This window comes from uncultured Hymenobacter sp. (assembly GCF_964242765.1).
Lineage (GTDB): Bacteria > Bacteroidota > Bacteroidia > Cytophagales > Hymenobacteraceae > Hymenobacter.
The window spans coordinates 32,436-50,165 of record NZ_CAXTBM010000004.1; the positions used below are offsets into that span (position 1 = coordinate 32,436).

General features: G+C 54.9%; 15 protein-coding genes and 1 pseudogene. 11 read left to right on the top strand and 5 right to left on the bottom strand.

All coding sequences use genetic code 11. From position 1 onward, the window contains the following. Positions 1-177: 177 nt before the first annotated feature. The gene (locus tag ACFE7X_RS02545) at positions 178-831 is read left to right on the top strand and encodes a metallophosphoesterase (protein WP_375434090.1); all 654 of its coding nucleotides are present in this window, start codon (positions 178-180) and stop codon (positions 829-831) included. A 46-nt stretch (positions 832-877) separates the two neighbouring features. Beyond that, entirely contained in the window at positions 878-1,549 is a 672-nt protein-coding gene (locus ACFE7X_RS02550) for a DNA-3-methyladenine glycosylase family protein (protein ID WP_375434091.1), read from the top strand. A 35-nt stretch (positions 1,550-1,584) separates the two neighbouring features. Here ACFE7X_RS02550 and ACFE7X_RS02555 read toward each other — a convergent pair whose 3' ends face one another. Together ACFE7X_RS02555 and ACFE7X_RS02560 are read right to left on the bottom strand one after the other, a co-directional pair. After that, a complete protein-coding gene (locus ACFE7X_RS02555; RefSeq protein ID WP_375434092.1) occupies positions 1,585-1,782 on the bottom strand; it encodes a hypothetical protein in 198 nt (65 codons plus the stop codon). A 345-nt stretch (positions 1,783-2,127) separates the two neighbouring features. Continuing rightward, a complete protein-coding gene (locus ACFE7X_RS02560; protein ID WP_375434093.1) occupies positions 2,128-3,048 on the bottom strand; it encodes a DUF58 domain-containing protein in 921 nt (306 codons plus the stop codon). 266 nt (positions 3,049-3,314) lie between these two features. Here ACFE7X_RS02560 and ACFE7X_RS02565 point away from each other — a divergent pair, with 266 nt between their 5' ends. From ACFE7X_RS02565 to ACFE7X_RS02575, 3 genes and pseudogenes are all read left to right on the top strand, one after another. After that, the gene (locus tag ACFE7X_RS02565) at positions 3,315-3,668 is read left to right on the top strand and encodes a DUF3276 family protein (RefSeq protein WP_375434094.1); all 354 of its coding nucleotides are present in this window, start codon (positions 3,315-3,317) and stop codon (positions 3,666-3,668) included. 504 nt (positions 3,669-4,172) lie between these two features. Next, positions 4,173-5,270, top strand: a complete 1,098-nt coding sequence (gene ychF / locus ACFE7X_RS02570; RefSeq protein ID WP_375434095.1) for a redox-regulated ATPase YchF — start codon at positions 4,173-4,175, stop codon at positions 5,268-5,270. 42 nt (positions 5,271-5,312) lie between these two features. Continuing rightward, positions 5,313-5,405 (top strand): annotated as a pseudogene (locus ACFE7X_RS02575) (PhnA domain-containing protein); the annotation flags it as partial. 316 nt (positions 5,406-5,721) lie between these two features. On the opposite strand, the gene ACFE7X_RS02580 reads toward ACFE7X_RS02575, so the two are convergent. Together ACFE7X_RS02580 and ACFE7X_RS02585 are read right to left on the bottom strand one after the other, a co-directional pair. Further along, complete coding sequence (locus tag ACFE7X_RS02580) at positions 5,722-7,164, bottom strand: M48 family metalloprotease (RefSeq protein ID WP_375434096.1); 1,443 nt, start codon at positions 7,162-7,164, stop codon at positions 5,722-5,724. Between the two features lie 369 nt (positions 7,165-7,533). Further along, entirely contained in the window at positions 7,534-8,874 is a 1,341-nt protein-coding gene (locus ACFE7X_RS02585) for a DUF5103 domain-containing protein (protein ID WP_375434097.1), read from the bottom strand. Positions 8,875-9,059: 185 nt separating this feature from the next. Between ACFE7X_RS02585 and ACFE7X_RS02590 the strand changes: the two genes are divergently transcribed. The 4 genes from ACFE7X_RS02590 (at position 9,060) to ACFE7X_RS02605 (ending at position 14,099) form a co-directional block, all read left to right on the top strand. Then, on the top strand, positions 9,060-10,745 hold the full coding sequence (locus tag ACFE7X_RS02590) for an alkaline phosphatase PhoX (RefSeq protein WP_375434098.1): 1,686 nt from the start codon (positions 9,060-9,062) through the stop codon (positions 10,743-10,745). A gap of 110 nt (positions 10,746-10,855) precedes the next feature. After that, positions 10,856-11,671 (top strand): leucine-rich repeat domain-containing protein, encoded by an 816-nt coding sequence (locus ACFE7X_RS02595; protein ID WP_375434099.1) that lies wholly within the window; start codon positions 10,856-10,858, stop codon positions 11,669-11,671. Next, complete coding sequence (locus ACFE7X_RS02600; RefSeq protein WP_375434100.1) at positions 11,668-13,488, top strand: cytochrome-c peroxidase; 1,821 nt, start codon at positions 11,668-11,670, stop codon at positions 13,486-13,488. Before ACFE7X_RS02595 ends, ACFE7X_RS02600 begins: the two co-directional genes overlap by 4 nt. 431 nt (positions 13,489-13,919) lie before the next feature. Then, positions 13,920-14,099, top strand: coding sequence for a DUF1059 domain-containing protein (locus ACFE7X_RS02605; RefSeq protein WP_375434101.1), 180 nt, complete (start codon positions 13,920-13,922; stop codon positions 14,097-14,099). Between the two features lie 284 nt (positions 14,100-14,383). Here ACFE7X_RS02605 and ACFE7X_RS02610 read toward each other — a convergent pair whose 3' ends face one another. Then, a complete protein-coding gene (locus ACFE7X_RS02610; RefSeq protein WP_375434102.1) occupies positions 14,384-16,294 on the bottom strand; it encodes an ABC-F family ATP-binding cassette domain-containing protein in 1,911 nt (636 codons plus the stop codon). Positions 16,295-16,377: 83 nt separating this feature from the next. Between ACFE7X_RS02610 and ACFE7X_RS02615 the strand changes: the two genes are divergently transcribed. Both ACFE7X_RS02615 and ACFE7X_RS02620 read left to right on the top strand, forming a co-directional pair. Continuing rightward, positions 16,378-16,971, top strand: coding sequence for an NIF family HAD-type phosphatase (locus ACFE7X_RS02615; protein ID WP_375434103.1), 594 nt, complete (start codon positions 16,378-16,380; stop codon positions 16,969-16,971). Positions 16,972-17,135: 164 nt separating this feature from the next. Further along, positions 17,136-17,675 carry a hypothetical protein gene (locus ACFE7X_RS02620; RefSeq protein WP_375434104.1) on the top strand — a complete coding sequence of 180 codons (540 nt, stop codon included), beginning with the start codon at positions 17,136-17,138 and terminating at the stop codon, positions 17,673-17,675. The last annotated feature ends 55 nt before the right edge of the window (positions 17,676-17,730 follow it).

Here is a 17,730-nt window from a genome sequence, read left to right on the forward strand (position 1 = left end):
GGCACAAGACATTCTTTACGTAGTAGTGGTTTTCAGTATCATCGTGCCTGGCCTACGCAACGGCGTGCTGGTAAAAAGCTCAGGCTAGATACAGGCGCGGCGCTTACGGGCGGCGGTCGTCAGGGGCTGTTGGCAATTTCACTTTCCGCCCCGCTGTTTTTTCTCGTATTTCTGTTTATGAACCTCTTTGTGATAGGTGACGTGCATGGTTGCTTTCATACGTTTGATAGGCTGTTGCAACACTGGCAGCCCAACCAAGAATTGCTAGTTCAGACCGGTGACTTAGTGGATCGAGGTAATTTTGCGCCGGAGTGCGTGGCCTTATGCCTGGAGCTAGAAGCCCGTTTTCCTGGCCGCACGGTGTTTCTGAAAGGCAATCATGAAGCGGGTATGCTCACTCATTATGGCCCGCGGGGCCCGTATCCTCCCTGGCTGGAGTGGGGGGGCCGCTCCACGGCGCAGCAGTATACCACCCGTCGCTCGTTGCTTACTTCGCACTTAAGCTGGCTAGCTCGCCGGCCGCTGCTGTGGGAGAATGCTCACCTGCTTATCAGTCACGCCGGCATTGCTGATACTCCCGACCCGCTCGACGAAGACCATCCCGATGGTATTCTGTGGCGCCGTGGGCCCCTGCTCAACATCGGGAAGCGCCAGGTCATCGGGCACACGCCCACCGCGTATGGCGAGCCTACTTATGACGTTCAAACCGATGTCCTGAACATTGATACCGGCGCTTATCTAGGGCAAAATCTTGCGGGGGTGCTGCTGTCGAGTACCGGTGAGTTTCTCGACGAGTTCCTCGTTCCGGTTTCGCCTATTGATATCAATTGAGTTTTGGAAGCTGTTCACTTTGCCCTTTTACCGTTCCCATTAGTCTATGTCAACTGCTCCCCGCAAACCCGCCTTTCCCCCTACCCTTCCTGCCACCGATGCCACTGCCGCCCTCACGCACTTGCGCCTAGCCGATCCGGTGCTGGCGGCTATCATCGACCGGGGGCAGTTGATTCGGCCCTCCGCACACGAAGACTTGTACTTGGCTTTGCTGCGCGCCATCGTTAGTCAGCAAATTTCCACCAAAGCCGCCGCTGCTATCTGGCGCAAAGTGCAAGCCCTGTTTCCGCCCGATGGCTACCCGGAACCCGCAGCCCTGCTCGCCCTCACCGACGAGGACTTGCGCACCGCCGGCTTATCACGCCAAAAAGCAGGCTACTTACGAGCCATTGCCGATTTCACTCAGCGTGACCAACTCGACCACGCGCACTTGAGTCAGCTTTCCGAAGACGATTTCACTCGCCACCTCACTCAGATAAAGGGCGTTGGGCGTTGGACCGCCCAAATGCTCCAGATGTTTGCGCTCGACCAGCCCGACGTATTCGCCGAAGGCGACCTGGGCGTTCAGAATGCGATGCGCAAGCATTATGGGCTGCAAGAAACCGGCAAAGCTTTGCTCCGCCGCATGATTGAAATTGCGGAACCCTGGCGCCCCTACCGTTCCCTGGCGTGCAAGTATCTGTGGCAATCCTTGGATAACCAGCCCGCAGCGCAGTAGGCGAACAAGCCGTTAACAGCGCGAAATAAGTGGTGCTACTCGTCTAGGTCTCCCGATTTTTTTTGGTCGAAGTACGTCACGACCATGGCCACTACGGCGGCCATGTACGGCACACAGAAGCCAAATACCATCCACCGCCACAACGACCGGTCGTTCATGTGGGCAATGTAGGCGGTGATAAGCGCCGAGGGAATGCACAGAAACAGCAGGGCGCAGATAATATCGACAAGCATGAGTAAAGGGTAGCTGAAGGGAGTGGCTAGAGGTAAGAGTCGGGGACTTGACGTAACTGCTCTTTTAAGAGCCAGCCCTCAGGTCTCACTTTAGGGTAGAACCAAGAAGCCCCGCTAGCTAGCCAAGTGACCCGGTATCGCCGAGCGCTGTCCGGGGTGTAATCTTCATAACCGAATTCCACTCCGCAACAGTCGCAGATGCTATAATCCGGCGACTGGTCATCCGGCCCCCAGGGTGACTCGTCGTAGTCGAGTCCGCAGACTCGGCAATGCCAGGTAGCCATTGGTTTTGTTATGAAAGATCCTATTGTAGCACAAACGTTGTCTTGTGCTGCCATCTTGGTTCTAGCGTACTTTGCCCCGCTTTACTAAGTAAGCGTACAGAACTTTATCGAAAGGCTCCTGGATGTCTACCGGCACGAAATCGATTTTGTACTGCCCGCACCGGAGAACCAGCTCGTGCTCGTACTTCTGCATGGCGGCACGGTACTGCTCGCGCACCTGCGAGGGCTGTAGCTTCACTGTTTCGCCGGTTTCCAGATCCTCGAACACATAAGGCCGATCCTGAAACGAGAAATCCGCTTCGGTAGCGCGGTCTATGATATGGAAAAGCAGCACTTCATGGTTTTGGTGGCGCAGGTGTTGCAGGGCCGCCAGGGTGGCCGTCTGTTCCTCGGGGGCCCGGCCAAGCATATCTGAAAACAGCACCACCAACGAGCGTTTCGGGATTTGCTGCGCAATAGTGTGAATGACGCTCGACACATCGGTGGTGGCGCGGCGCGGCGTGGGCGGCCGCTCTAGTAGCTGTTGGAGCGTGAGTAGCAGCGTGTGGCGGTGGGTGCTGGTACTGCGCACCGGCGTTTGCAATTCCACCTGATCGGCAAAGGTCACGAGGCCTACTGCGTCACGCTGCTTCTGGAGCATAGTGGTGATGGCAGCTGCACACAACACCGCAAAGCGCAGTTTATCGTGGCCTGGCGCCGGATAATACATGCTCGGGCTCACGTCGAGCAGCAAGTGGCAGCGCAGGTTAGTTTCCTCTTCGTAGCGCTTTACAAACAGTTTATCGGTTCGGGCAAACACCTTCCAGTCAAGGTGGCGCGTGCTTTCCCCCGGGTTGTAGAGGCGATGTTCGGAAAACTCAACCGAAAACCCGTGGTACGGCGACTGGTGCAGGCCCGTAATAAACCCCTCAACAAGCTGGCGGGCTAGGAATTCTAAATTTTCGAAGGAACGAACGGCGGCCAGGTCGAGCGGCTGAGACATAGGCGGAAGATTCAAAAATCAAGCGAGCAATAAAGCCCCCGAGGCAGGGAATATTTAAAGCTACGGCTTTGCTAGGGCAAATCTATTAAACGCAGTTTCAAGTTCAGAATTGCCCTTTTTCAAGGCAACAAATTAGGTTAGTAAACAACCATAGCCAGTGCTAGTTCAAAAAAGCTTGCCTTTAAATTTTTATATCTGAATACAAGCCCGTATTTTTCGGAAACACTTCAATCATCTTAGAATAACATAACTTTATAGAAGGCCCTGTGGAAGACCGTCACGACCAAGAAGAAATTTATTCACAACGTATTAAGGCTGGCAAACGCACGTATTTCTTCGACGTGAAAGCCACTCGTGGACAGGATTACTATCTGACCATCACGGAAAGCAAGCGCAAGCTCCGCGAAGACGACACCTTCTCTTACGAGAAGCATAAAATTTTCCTGTACAAGGAAGACTTTTTGAAATTCGTTGACGCTTTGCAAGATGCTGTGGAATATGTACGGGAAGAGCTACTAACCCCCGAGGAAGTAGCTGAGCTAGACCGTCCGCGTCCCACCTATGACCACCATGATGGCAACAATGACTTTAACCCTAACCGCACCGACGACCACTTTTAACCCCTAAACCCTACCGAAACATCCATTACTCAGTACTTCTATCTTTACATTATGCGGCGCGCACTATCCCTAGGGTTGGTGCGCGCTTTTTTTGATTGAATTGATGACTCTCTGCACTAGCTAGGTTTAAAGAGTAACCTATACTTTAACGGCTAGTGTTTGTGCAATAGCGGTAAAGCCTCCGTTACTGAGCTTACTAAGTCAACTCCTAATACTCTGCGGCCTCACTACCTATCGTGCTATTAGCTGCTGCGTTAAAACCCGTCTGTTATTTACAGCCCACGAAATAGCTTAGTGAAGTGAGGATGTAAGGTGCCTTAGTGAGCACTAGGTCAGGGAAGCTGCTAGCTACCGCTGAGTCAGTATGCCGTTGCAGGCAAGAGGTGCGCGCCATTTCCTACTACAACATGCCGCAGCAAAGCCGCTTAAAACGCCCTACCTTTGCACCCGAATTGCGCGGTTAAAACGTCAACTCACTGTTTCACCACTTCATCATTTCACCTTATGGGTCTCCGCTGCGGTATCGTCGGCCTGCCAAACGTCGGCAAATCCACGCTTTTCAACGCTCTTTCCAACGCCAAAGCCGAATCGGCCAACTATCCTTTCTGCACCATCGAGCCAAACGTGGGCGTGATTACCGTGCCCGACGAGCGACTTCAGATTCTGGAGGCGCTGGTCAATCCGAAGCGCGTGCTGCCGACCATCATCGAGTTCGTGGACATTGCGGGCCTTGTGAAAGGTGCTTCCAAGGGCGAGGGCCTAGGCAATAAGTTCCTGGCCAATATCCGTGAAGTAGACGCCATTATCCACGTTATCCGCTGCTTCGACGACCCCAACATTGTGCACGTAGCGGGTGGTGTTGACCCCGTCTTCGATAAAGATGTTATCGACACCGAGCTACAAATCAAAGACTTAGAGAGCATCGACAAGAAGCTAGCGAAGTCGGAGCGCAGTGCTAAGGGCGGCGACGCGCAGGCGAAAAAGGAAGTGGCCGCGTTGCAGCGCTTCAAGGCAGCGCTTGAAGGTGGCCAGAATGCCCGCGCCCTGACGGTCACGCCCGAAGAATTGGAGGCCGTAGCCGATTTGCAACTGCTTACTATCAAGCCCGTTATCTACGTAGCCAACGTAGACGAGGCCAGCATCACGAACGGCAATGCGCACGTAGCGGCCCTACAGGAGCATGTCAAGCCCGAAGGCGCCGAGGTGGTACTGGTATCCGCGGCTATTGAGTCGCAGATTGCGGAGATGGAAGATCCGGAGGAAAAAGAGCTTTTCTTGGCTGAATACGGCCTCACCGAATCGGGTTTGAATCGTTTGATTCGCGCTTCTTATTCGCTGCTGAACCTGATTACCTACTTCACAGCGGGCGTGCAGGAAGTACGCGCCTGGACCATTCATCGTGGCGACAAAGCGCCTGCCGCCGCTGGCGTCATTCACTCCGACTTCGAGAAAGGCTTTATCCGCGCCGAGGTAATTAAGCTGGCCGATTACCAGGAATACAAAACGGAAGTGAAAATCAAAGAAGCCGGCAAAATGGCCGTGGAAGGCAAAGAATACGTGGTGCAGGACGGCGACATTATGCACTTCCGCTTCAACGTGTAAGCAGGCACCCTACTTTGCCATTAGTCAAGAGTTCAACTTGAGAGTCTCGTGAAAGTAAAAGACAGCAACGGCAACTTACTCGCGGAAGCTGACTCAGTGACGCTCATTAAGGACTTGAAAGTGAAGGGCTCCTCGTCTACGTACTGAAATAGAAGGTCGCGCTGTTGGCAACACAGTGGTGCCGAAGACCGAGTTTCTCAAGAAGGTATAGCACAACTGTTTCTTCGGCGGCAGCTAGTAACTTAAACGCCCCGGCCAGTAGTTGGTCGGGGCGTTTTTTATGTTTGCTATTCAATGCTTTATGAAAAATTTATTTCACTTATAAACGCAGTGCATAATCATAGCTAGCCGAATTTAGGAGCAGTTTGTGCCACTAGAATAAACACACCATGAAGAAGGCGCTTTTGCTACAGCAAAAGCGCCTTCTTCGCTTCAATACTAAATTGAAATCTTACTTTCCAACCACCTTATACAGCATTCCAGCGCTGAGCTTATCCGTGGTTTTCATGCCGTTGAGAATGGCCAGTTCTTCGTGGCGCTTGGCAGGGATGCCGTTGGCGGACAGGGCCTGCGCTAATGTCTGGCCGGCCTTAGCGGTTTTGATGCGCACTTTCTCGGATTGGCGGTTGAGCTTGCTGGCATCAGTGAGGCGGGCGAAACCATTCGCTACCTGTTGGAATGTGGAGCCGTAGGTGTTCAGCGTCTGCGGGCCGCAGAGGCCAACGAGAGCGTAAAGCGTTTTGCCGTCTTGAATAACGTAAGACAAGGTGCTGGCCGTGATGCCCTGCTGGCCGGATTGATCTTGACCTACTTGGTCGCCCTGGATGGAGATGGCCGGGAAGCCGTTGATGGTGGTACGGCTGGCTTGGGGCGACTGAAGTTTGAGTTGCTGAGCCAGGCTCTGAGCGGCGGCGTCTAGCGTGCCGGTACCGGCCGGAATCAGGATTATCACGGCCTTGCCGTTGGGCTCGGCCATTTGAAACTGCGAGGGCGAATTTTGCGATTTCCAACCACTAGGCACCGGAAATTGGAACTTCAAATCGGGGTGGTAGAATGCGTTGCCTTCCACGAAGCCCTGGCGCGGGTCTTCGCCGTAGGGCAAGCCCTCGATCAGGCGTAAGTACTGGTCATGGTTGACGAGAAGTTGGCGGCCGGCTTGCTTCTCGGCTTGTGCAGCCAACCCTTTCACACGCTCGTAACGGTCGGCGGAGTTGGGGTGGGACGAAAGAAACGTGGGCACGGTAGCGGCACCACTGCTTTGCTCGGTGCGTTGCAGGGTAAGAAAAAAGTCGGCCATAGAAGCTGGGTCGTAGCCGATTTTAGATGAATACTTCACGCCCAGGCCATCGGACTCGGTTTCGTCGTCGCGGCCGTACTTGAGCAGGCCGATACCCACTACCTGGGCCGCTGGCTGCGCAATGGACGCCACCCGCTTAGACAGAAGTGAGCCTAGCAGCAAGGCGCCGTTGGCAATAGTGGAGCGGGTTTGCTGCTTCTGCCCGTGGCGGGCCGTGATATGGCCGATTTCGTGGCCGAGTACACCAGCAAACTGCGCTTCGTTGTTGAAATGCGCCATGATGCCCCGCGTGAAGTACACATGCCCATCGGGCGTGGCAAAGGCATTGATAATAGGCGAATCGACAACGGTGAAGCCCTTTACATCGGCCGGTCGGTCGGAAACGCGGCCCATCTGCATGCCTTTTTCGTCGATGTAGCGTTGCAGCGTGGTGCTTTCAAGCAGTCCGAACTGGGCTATGACTTGCGGATCAGGGTTGGCACCTTGCACCGGGGCACTAGTGGCGCGGCGGGAATCGAGACTGGTAGCACCGGCCAGAGGCAATAGCAAGGCCAGCAGAGCACTAGCTCGGAAAGAACGGGAGGTGGGAGTATGCATGGTAGAGAGGCTATGGAACAAGGGAAAGAGAGCGTATGCCTGCAACGAACTCGGCATGGAGAAAGGTTACGTAGTCAGGCCGCAGGAACAGCTTCCTTTACTCCTTACCTATTCTCGTGCCATTTTAGTTGAAGCCTCGTTGCTACACCGTTGGCTTTAGGAGAACCTGGCCCAGATAGAGCTTCTGCCGTTGCACCACACAAGCAAATTTTTGCTCGCAGCATCGGTGTGGACGCTGCCCAGGGGCATGCAGCTTGTTTGCTACAACCAGGCGGTTGGTGTCAGAATAAACGCAAAGCAGCTATTGAGCGGCCTATATACGCCGCTTGCAACACCCAACACCGAAGCACCACATAAGAAACGGCCGTTCTACGGCCGGCGGTTCACGTCCAGGGCCTGGTAGCCAATCAGCAGATCGGCGCGGGTGCCGGGCGGACGGTAATACACCAGCAGGTCGTACTGATTTTCCGTTTCCTGGTGGCTGCCTTCCCACACAACGCTGTTGGGTCCCTGCGGCGTTTGGGTGGCGTAGATGTAGTTGTAGTAACCTTGTTTAAGCAAGGCTTGCCCCGTATAGAGCTGCGTTTCAGAATTGTAGGTGAGTTTGAACTCGTCTTTGAACTGCCAGTCGGTAAGGGCCCCGAGCACATACACGGGGCCAGCAGCCGGCTGCTCGGCTTTCACCTGAAACGTAACGCTGAGATAGTCGGCGTTGGTGGCACCGTTGCCGTACTCGCGGCTCTCAATCACGCGTTGGCCGTTGATGTCCTCGAACTGGGAGTAAGCCTGGCCGGCGCGGGACGCGTCGAGTTGGAGCAGGGCGGTGCGGGGCGAGGCCGTGGCGTCGAGTTGGGCCACCCCGATGCCGAGGGAGCGGAAGGTGCGCAAATCGAAAAAGCGAAACTCACTTAACGCTGCGAAGGCGTTTTCGAAGTTGAAATACTGGTAGTCGAGTTGGCGGTCGGCGTCGCGCACGAAGGTGGGGCGCAGGCCGTACTTGGCATTGTCCCAGCGGAAATTCTGCCGCAGCACCACCTTTACTTCCTGCGCCGGATTTACCAGCTGCGTAGTGTAGCGAATGCCGAAGTCGAGTTGCTGCAAGGTATAACGCTCGGTGCCGGCCACCGGAATGCCTTGCTTGAGAGATATCTGCACGCTGTTTTCGTACACCAGCAGCCGCCGGCTCAGCAGCGGCGTGTTTCCCGCGCCTTGTACCACCAGCAAGTAATTGCCGGACAGCTTTACCCGCGGCACCTGCAAGCGGTAGTGGAAGTACGGCACTTTGGTGTTGACGGAGGTGCGGTAATTGGTGAAAAGGAACTCGTTGATTTCACTTAAAAATTGCATATCCGTCAGGTTCGACGGTTTCCAGTCCACGTCGCAGTGCAGAAGTTTGGCCGTGAGGCGCTGGCTTTGCTCGCCCACCAGATCAAACTCCAGCGTGATGGGCTGCTCTTGCGTGATGGGCACCACGGGCGGCGTAAAGATTTCGTTGGTGCTGCCTGACGCCACGTAGCACTGCACGGTCCGCACGTTGGGGTCGTAGGTGTAGTCCTGGTAGCGCAGGGTGCGGTCGGCGTAGTACTCTGGGGCAGCCTGGGCGGAACCGGCGGGCCGACGGGCAGCATTAGGATCGGTGATGGGGGTGCCGAGCGGGACGCAGGCAGCGGCAAAAAACAGCAGGAAGACGAAATAAGAGTAACGGAGCATAGAGGCGAATGTAGGGCGAACTTTCAGTTTATAACCGATTGCATGAACGGGGCAGACAACAAAGCGACTGTCCGCGAAAGGATGACGGCTATTGGGTACGAGTTCATCTAGCCTTAATCTAGACGTAAACCAGACGAAATAGTATGTTTCGAAATTGCGGCCTAAATTAACAGTTCAAAAATCCTATGAAGCAGACTCCTACCCTCCTTTTAGCTGCCCTGTTTGGCGGCGGACAAGCACTAGCGCAGGGCACCTGCCCTACTCTGCCCAACGACTACATCAGCCAGTTCACATCGGTGATGCCTTCCACGCAGCCGCAGGATCTGCGAATTCCCTCGACCCATACCTTCCAGATGCTGGTGCAAGGGGGCAACCCGTATTCTACGGCAACTGATGGCAACGTGAAGGAAGCTTTCGACTTTACGGGCTATGTGCCCATTGATGCGAGCAGCGCCAATGGCTACTTGTCTATCAACCACGAAGGTTCCTCGGCGGCTACTTCGGGCGTGAGCATGCTGAATCTGAACTTCAATTCCGCCAGCAGAATATGGAACGTCACGGCCAAAAATCCGGTGAACTTTGGCCCCGTGGTGGGCACTTACAACAACTGCTCGGGCGGTGTTACGCCTTGGAATACCACTATCACTTGCGAGGAGAACACGCCAACGGCCGCAGGCCAGGTCACTGACAGCAATGGGGACGGCTACTTCGATTTCGGTTGGAATGTGGAAATCAACCCAGCTACCTACTCCGTACGCGACCAGAACGGCGACGGCACGCCCGATAAGCTCTGGCGCATGGGTCGGATGAGACACGAAAACGTGGTAGTAGCCGCCGACCGCCGCACGGTGTACGAAGGCGCCGACGATGGGGCCCTCAACAGCTTCGTGTACAAGTACGTGGCTGAAACGCCCGGCCAGCTTGCCAACGGCACGCTGTACGTGCTGCAACTCGACGGCCCCATTGCCACGGCTACTAGCGGCACCTGGATTCCGGTTCCGAATACCACGCCCGCCGAGTGCAACAACACTACGGTTGCCGCGCTGGCCTTGGGTGCCACCAGCTTCAACGGGGTAGAAGACATCGAAATCAGCCCCCTGACCGGCCAAATCTACTTCACGGCCAAAGGCCCCGGCACCACGTACCGCTTCACCGACTCGGGTACTACCGGCACCACGGTTGGCAACTTCGAGGTGTTTGTCGGTAACTCGGCGGGCGTCACCAACCGGGCCTACCCCATCAACTACGGCACTGGCACCATGATGGAAGCTTGGGGTACGGGCAACGACAACTTAACCTTCGACTCGCAGGGCAACTTGTATGTATTGCAGGATGGCGGCCGCAACCACGTATGGCTGGTACGCCCTTGCCACACGCAGGCAAACCCAGCCGTGGAGCTGTTCGCCGTGACGCCCGCTGGCTGCGAGCCCACGGGCATGACGTTCTCGCCCGACGAGAAGTTTATGTTCATCTCCATTCAGGCACCCGATCCGGCCAACACTCTCGCCACAATTGACGCCGCCGGCCAAGCGGTGGTATTCAACAAGTCTACGACCCTCGTCATTGCCCGTAGAGGCACGCTAGGAGCTCCTTTGGCCACTGCTAACGGCAAGAAAGAGCTAGGCAAAACAGATGTGTATCCGAACCCGGTGGGTGCTGAGCTGAGCGTCCAACTGACTCACAGCCAAAAAGAAACGGGCACGTTGCAGGTATTCAACACGGTAGGGGCCCGCGTATGGGAGCAGTCGGTAGTACTGAACCAAGGCGAGAACAGTCTCAAAGTACCAGTTAGCAAGCTGCGCAGCGGCCACTACAACTTGGTTATCAAAACCGCTACCACGTCTACCACACGTCCGTTCATCAAACAGTGAGGCCCGGCCGAATTATCTTGCTGCTTATCCTCGGTGTTGCCCTGCAGATTTTGCAGGGCAACACTTGTTTGGCCCAATCCGGGCCGTGTGCTACCTCAGCTTCCTTCACCTTGCCTGATGCGCTAAGCCGACCAAGTTGCATTCGGGAGTTGAACCTGCGGGGCCAGAACCTGGAATTGCTGCCGCCTACCCTAGCGCAGTTGCCGCGGCTACGACGCCTTTACGCCCACGAAAACCACCTGCGCCATCTACCCGAGGCCATCACGAAGCTCGATAGTCTGCGGGTGCTGTTCCTGAACAAAAACAGCCTGCTCGATCTGCCAGCTAGCATCGGCAATCTGCACCGGCTGGGGCAGCTCCAAATCGACCAGAATTCCCTGACCGAACTCCCGCCCAGCATCGGTGGCCTGGACAGCATGCGGTACTTGGTTTGTGCCTGGAACAACTTTGCCTCGTTGCCGGAGCAACTCGGGAAACTAACGCAGCTGCAATACTTCGATACCTCACACAACCAACTGCTTTTCTTGCCCGCTTCCATGAGCAACCTGCGCGAACTGCGCTACGTGTACCTCAACGACAACAAGCTGCAAAATTTACCTTCTCAACTTGGCGCGCTCCACAAACTACAGGAGCTCAACGTCAGCAACAATCAGTTAGAGCAGTTGCCGGCCAGTATCGGCGACTGCCAGGATTTGAAGATTCTTATTTTGTCGGGCAACCAGCTCAAGAGTCTGCCCAAAAGCATTGGCAAGCTCAGCAGTCTGGAAATGTTGATTGCCAACGACAATCAGCTAACGGCGCTGCCCCGCTCCATCGCCCAGCTTAAGAAACTGAAAACGATTATCGTGAAGCAGAATGCCTTCACGCCGGAAGCCCGTCGCCAAGCAGAAGCTGCGCTGCCGAACGCGAAATTCTATTTCCAATGAAGATTCCCAGTTCTCGTTTTCAAGTGGTCGGCCGGCCGCTGCTGCTCGGATTGGCGGTGCTGCTGTTCTCGTTTGCTGTGCTGCGCAAAACGCCAACCGAGCAAGTGAAGGAGTATTACAGCAGCCACCTCCGCCAGCTTCACTCTGCCCTGGCCCACTTCCAGGAAGTTACTTATCAAGTTGATGCTACCGCTCTAAAGACGCAGTTTGCTGCCTGCCGAGCGGAATACAAGCACCTGGAGTTTGCGGTAGAGTACTACTATCCGCACGCCGCCTCGCGCATCAACGGTGCGGCCTTGCCCGAAACCGAGCCGGGCGAGCCAGGCGAAGTTATTCCGCCCACCGGCTTTCAGGTGCTGGAAGAATACGTGTACGCCGCCCCCGATACCCGCGCCAATCGGGACCTGATTCATCAGGAGCTAGACAACCTGCTGTATCAGGTGCGCCACTTAGAGCAGCAAGTTCCCTACTTAGCCTTCTCCGACGCCGAGGTATTCGACGCCGTGCGACTCAATTTGTACCGCTTGGCGGCCAAAGGCGTATCGGGCTTTGATTCGCCGGCGGCTCATGCATCGTTGCCAGAAGCGGCCGTCACGCTGAAGTCGAGCCGAGAAGTAGTGGCTCCGTTTGATGTGCCCCAGGCCTTGATTACGCAACTGGAACGCAGCACGGCCGCCGTGGCGGCGCCCAATCAAGACTTCAATAGCTTCGACCGGGCCCGGTTCTTTGTGCGCAATTTCAACCCGGCGCTGGCGGCGCTCCGGCAGGCGCAGGTGCAGCTACACATTCCGTTTGTGGCCGCCCGCCGCGCCGTGCGCGCCGATGCAGCTGGCTATTTTGTGGCCGATGCCTTCGACGCTTCCTTTTTCGCGCCCGCCGATGCCGCCGCGCCCACACCGGCGATACTAGCCTTGGGGGAGGCATTATTTAAAGAGCCGGTGCTGTCGGGCAAGGCGGGCCGTTCGTGCGCTAGCTGCCACGTACCCGGCCGCGCCTACACCGATGGCCTCAAGGTGAACAGTTCCTTGCTGGCCGATGCTGGACTGGAACGCAACACGCCCACCCTGCTCAACGCCGCCCTGCAACCCGACCAGTTCTACGACGGCCGGGTGCATTACTTGGAAGACCAAGTCCACGCCGTGGTGTCCAACAAAGCCGAAATGGGCGGCCAGCTACAGGAGGCGCCCGCGCTGCTGCGCAAAAAAGGTTCTTATACCAAGCTGTTCGCCAAGGCCTTCACCGCCGAGAAACAACCCCTCACGGAGCGTAACATTCGGCGCGCGGTAGCCGCTTATGTCCGCTCCCTGGTCCGTCTCAACAGCCGCTTCGACCAGTACCTCCGTGGCGACACCGCCGTGCTCAGCTCGCAGGAAGTTTTCGGCTTCAACCTGTTCATGGGCAAAGCGCAGTGCGGCACCTGCCACTACATGCCCCTGTTCAACGGCACCGTGCCGCCCCTCTACGACAAAACCGAAAGCGAAGTGCTGGGCGTCCCGGCCACCGCCGATACGCTGCACCCCAAGCTAGACGCCGACCAAGGCAAATTCCTGCTCTATGGCATTGCCCATCAGAAGCATGCCTTCAAAACCCCCACCGTCCGCAACGCCGCCTTTACCGCGCCCTACATGCACAACGGCGTGTACCAAACGCTGGAGCAGGTAATGGACTTCTACAACAAAGGCGGCGGGGCCGGCATGGGCTTAGCCGTACCAACCCAAACCCTGGCCGAAGACCAGCTGAATCTGACTAAGACCGAGCAGCAGGCCATTATTGCCTTCATCAAGTCCTTATCAGACGCGCGGGAGGTGGCGTATTGAAGTGAAGCGAGTTTTACACTAAAAGCCTGTCGTACCGAGACAATCTCGGTACGACAGGCTTTTCTGCGCCTCCAGCCAAGTGCTCTGCCGTTTTCTTATGCGGGTAGGTGCAGTCCCAGCGAGGTAGAGTGGCTTAAAATTGAACGTTGTTGAAGCTTGTAGCTGGTGTACTTAGTGGTATGCAAGCTTTCGTTAAGCTCTCACTATGGGTGTACAGGTTTGAAATTATATCAGGAAACTTTGACATTTTACTACTATTTTATATATTCATATAAATAAATATTATATTAAATAGCATATCCTATTAAGCCACGTCAGCATCAGACCCACCAAAATTTACACCTAAAACGTGCCTGTTCATTCATCAGTTGAAAGCGACAAGATGTTCAGCTATTAAATTGTTTTTCCAATAAACCAACCATTTACAAACTATGAAAATATTGCATTGCCGAGACGTCGGCTTCAACTGTGAAGGTATTATTCGTGCCAACAGCGAAGAAGAAGTATTAAATCTAGCAGCCCAACATGCACAGGAAGCGCACGGCGTATCGGTAACACCGAAAATGGCGGAGCAGTTAAAAACGTTAATTAGAACTGAACAAGAAGAATAAAAGGCCTGCTGAAGGGAACTTCAGCCAACAAAAGTATTGCCAATAGTTGGGTGGGACGCTGGACTAATCGGCTGCATATTACTATCAGCTTTTGTCCGGTCTAACAAAACTCTTGCACATCAGTAAACCTCTTGAAATTTAGTGCTGAAATTGCACTTCAGTAACCGGGCTAGACGTACAATAAATACCCAACCATCGGCAATACCTGTCCGTCGTCGGCTGTAGCAGACGCAAAAGCCCCGCCCGAAGCTTTTCGGGCGGGGCTTTTGCGTCGCGATGATTCTCTACATCTCCGCCAGCGTTTCCCAACGGTCGTTGAGTTGGACTAATTCTTTTTTCACTTGCTCGAATTTGAGCGTGGCGTCCTTCAGTTGGGAGGCGTTTTGGTAGATCTGCGGGTCGGCCAACTGCTTTTCATAGACAGCCAGCTCTTTTTCCCGCTCGTCGATTTGCTTTTCCACCTCGGCCAACTCCTTCAGAGCCTTTTTCTGGTCCGGCGACGGGGTTTTGGCGGGCGCGGCTTCTACTTTCTTTTCCTCCTTCGGCAGCGGCTTAGGGGTAGAAGGCGAAGGCAGGCCCGCTTTCTTGGCGGCTTTTTCCCGGTCTTCCTGCCACAACTCGTACTCGGCATAGGTGCCGGGGTACTCCTTGAGTTGATAGTCTTCGATGTACCAGATCTTGTTGGCCACGTTCTCCACGAAAAACCGGTCGTGGCTGATGACGATGTAGGTGCCTTCGTATTGGTCCAGAGCCTGAATCAGGATGTTCACCGACTGCATGTCCAAGTGGTTGGTCGGTTCGTCGAGGAGCAGAAAGTTGGCTTCTGAAATCAGGGTTTTGGCCAGCGCCACACGGCTTTTCTCGCCGCCGCTGAGCACCTTGATTTTCTTGTACACTTCCTCGCCGGTGAACAAAAACGAGCCGAGCACCGAGCGCAGCTCCATTTCGGTGCGCTTCGAGCCGGCTTCATTCATTTCCTGCAAAATCTCGTTTTCGATGCGCAAGCTTTCCAACTGGTGCTGCGCATAAAACGACATGATGACGTTGTGGCCCAACTGGTGGTTGCCATTGGTGGGCGCTTCCTGACCGGCTACGAGCCGCATCAACGTGGATTTGCCTTTGCCGTTGGCCCCAATCAGGGCAATTTTGTCGCCCCGCTCGATGTGCACGTGGGTGTCGCGGAAGATAATCTTGTCACCGTATTTCTTGCCTACGTGCTCCATGCGCAAGATGTGACGGCCAGGCGTCACGGTGAAGTTGAACTTGATGTTCACCTTGGCATCGTCGCCGGCCACATCGTCGATGCGCTCCAGTTTGTCGAGCATCTTCACGCGGCTTTGCGCCTGCTTGGCCTTGCTGGCCTTGGCTTTGAACCGCTCAATAAAGCGCTCGGCCTGCTTGATTTGAGCTTGCTGGTTTTCGAAAGCCCCTTTCTGAATGGCGTTACGCTCTTCCTTCTCTTCGAGGTAGAACGAGTAGTTGCCGGCGTACGGCACCAGCTTGCCGCCCGTCACTTCCACGGTGGTGTTGGTCGTGCGGTCCAGGAATTCCCGGTCGTGCGACACGATGATAACGGCGCCTTCGTAACCGGCCAAATAGTTTTCAATCCACTTGATACTCGGCAAGTCCAAGTGGTTGGTTGGTTCGTCGAGCAACAGCAGCGAGGGTTGCTGAAGCAGAATTTTGGCTAGCATCACGCGCATCCGCCAGCCACCCGAAAACAGCTTCAGCGGCTTTTGTAATTCCTCGGTGGTGAAGCCAAGGCCTTCCAAAATCTCTTCGGCGCGGGCCTGCATGGTATAGCCGCCCAGCGACTCGAAGCGCTCCTGCAAATCGGCCAGTTTCTCTACCAGGTCGTCGGTGTAATTGGCTTCGAACTCTTGCAGCACCGCGTCAATCTTCTTCTGCACTTCCAGCGCCTCGGCAAAAGCCTGCATGGCTACTATCAGAATTGGCTCGTGCGAATCGTAGCTCAGCAAGTCTTGGTTGAGGAAACCCAGGCTCACGTCCTTGCTCATCGAAATGCTGCCACCGTCGGGCTTGTACTCGCCCACCAGGATGCGCAACAGCGTGGATTTGCCCCGACCATTCAAGCCAATCAGGCCGATTTTGTCTTTGGGCTTTATATGAAGGTTGGCTTTGTCGTAGAGCGTACGGGAGCCGAAATGGAAATCTAGGTCGCTAATCGAAATCATCCTACTTTGCTTTGAAGCAGCAAAGGTACGACCTATCTAGCTGAAGCGGAACGAGAAATTAACAAACCTACCATGAACTTGATGTGAATACGCAAGACAAAATACTACTCATCTTAGACTTAGATGAAACACTAATCTACGCTTCAATAAAGGAATTAGACCGGCCAGCTGACTTTTACTTATTTGATTATCATATCTATCAACGGCCTTATCTAACAGAATTTTTGATCGGTTGCAGCCAGCATTTTAGACTAGCCATTTGGTCGTCGGCTTCCGACGATTACGTGGCAGAAGTAGCCAAACGCATCATCCCAGCTTCTATGTCTCTGGATTTTATTTGGGGTCGTAGCCGCTGCACGTATTGTTTCAATAACGCAGCTTTCGAAGAAGCCGGGCACGCCGACTATCATAGCCACTATGACTATGTGAAAATACTTAAGAAACTACGGCGCCGGGGCTACGACTTGAACAGAGTGCTGATAGTTGATGACACTCCTGCCAAGGCCAAAAGAAACTACGGCAATGCCATTTATCCTAATGAGTACCACGGGCAGCCAGACGATGAGCTATTACTGCTCTTGTCTTATCTGCTCCAACTCAAGGATGAGTGCAACGTCCGATTGATAGAGAAGAGAGGCTGGCGAAACCGCACAAATCGCATTAACCAATCTCTATAACCTACATAGTTCTCTGCCTTACACCCCCTCAAATACCTCCGCCCACTCCATCTGCATCTTCGGCAGCGTAGTCTCCGGAATCAGACCGGCGTATAGAGAATTCGCCGCGTAGGACGTAGCGGCCATCCTCGCCTAGCGGATACAGCAACCTCGTACATTTCGGCATGAAGCCTTTCCTCCCGTTTATCTTTCTTGCAGTACTCGGCGCCTGCACTTCCACCGAGCGCGAATCGTTGGGCCGAGGGCTAGTGGAAACCATTCCGGCTGACATTAAAGGTGAATCTTCGACCACCGAAACCGTGGGTGAAACGGGCCGCAACCATGGCTACATCCGCCGCTTTTACCAAGAAGGCGGGCGCTACTACGTGACCGTTGATTACATCCAGTTCCTAAGCGGCGAAGCAGCCGTAGCAGCGGCCCGGCGCAAGGGCGACGCGCAAAAGGAAGTGGTGAATGGTGATACCATCTATTCGGTATTCGACGAACATTATATCATCAACGACAACCCGCAGCTGCGGACGCTGCGGCTGGCTGAAGAGGCCACGTTCACGTTCTGGCGCAGTAGAGAAAACGGGCTAGAACGGTTTCCGGCTTCTCCAGCCAAGGTGCAGGCCAACGTTCCGAAAGTGCTGTTCCTGTCCCCGTTCGTTGTGGAAACCCAGCAGGGCATCGTCACCAGCCTGGCCGAGCAATACGTGCCGTAGGTGGCTACTCGCAGCAAAGGCGCCGTATAAGGGAGCGTTCATCATTCTTACTTTT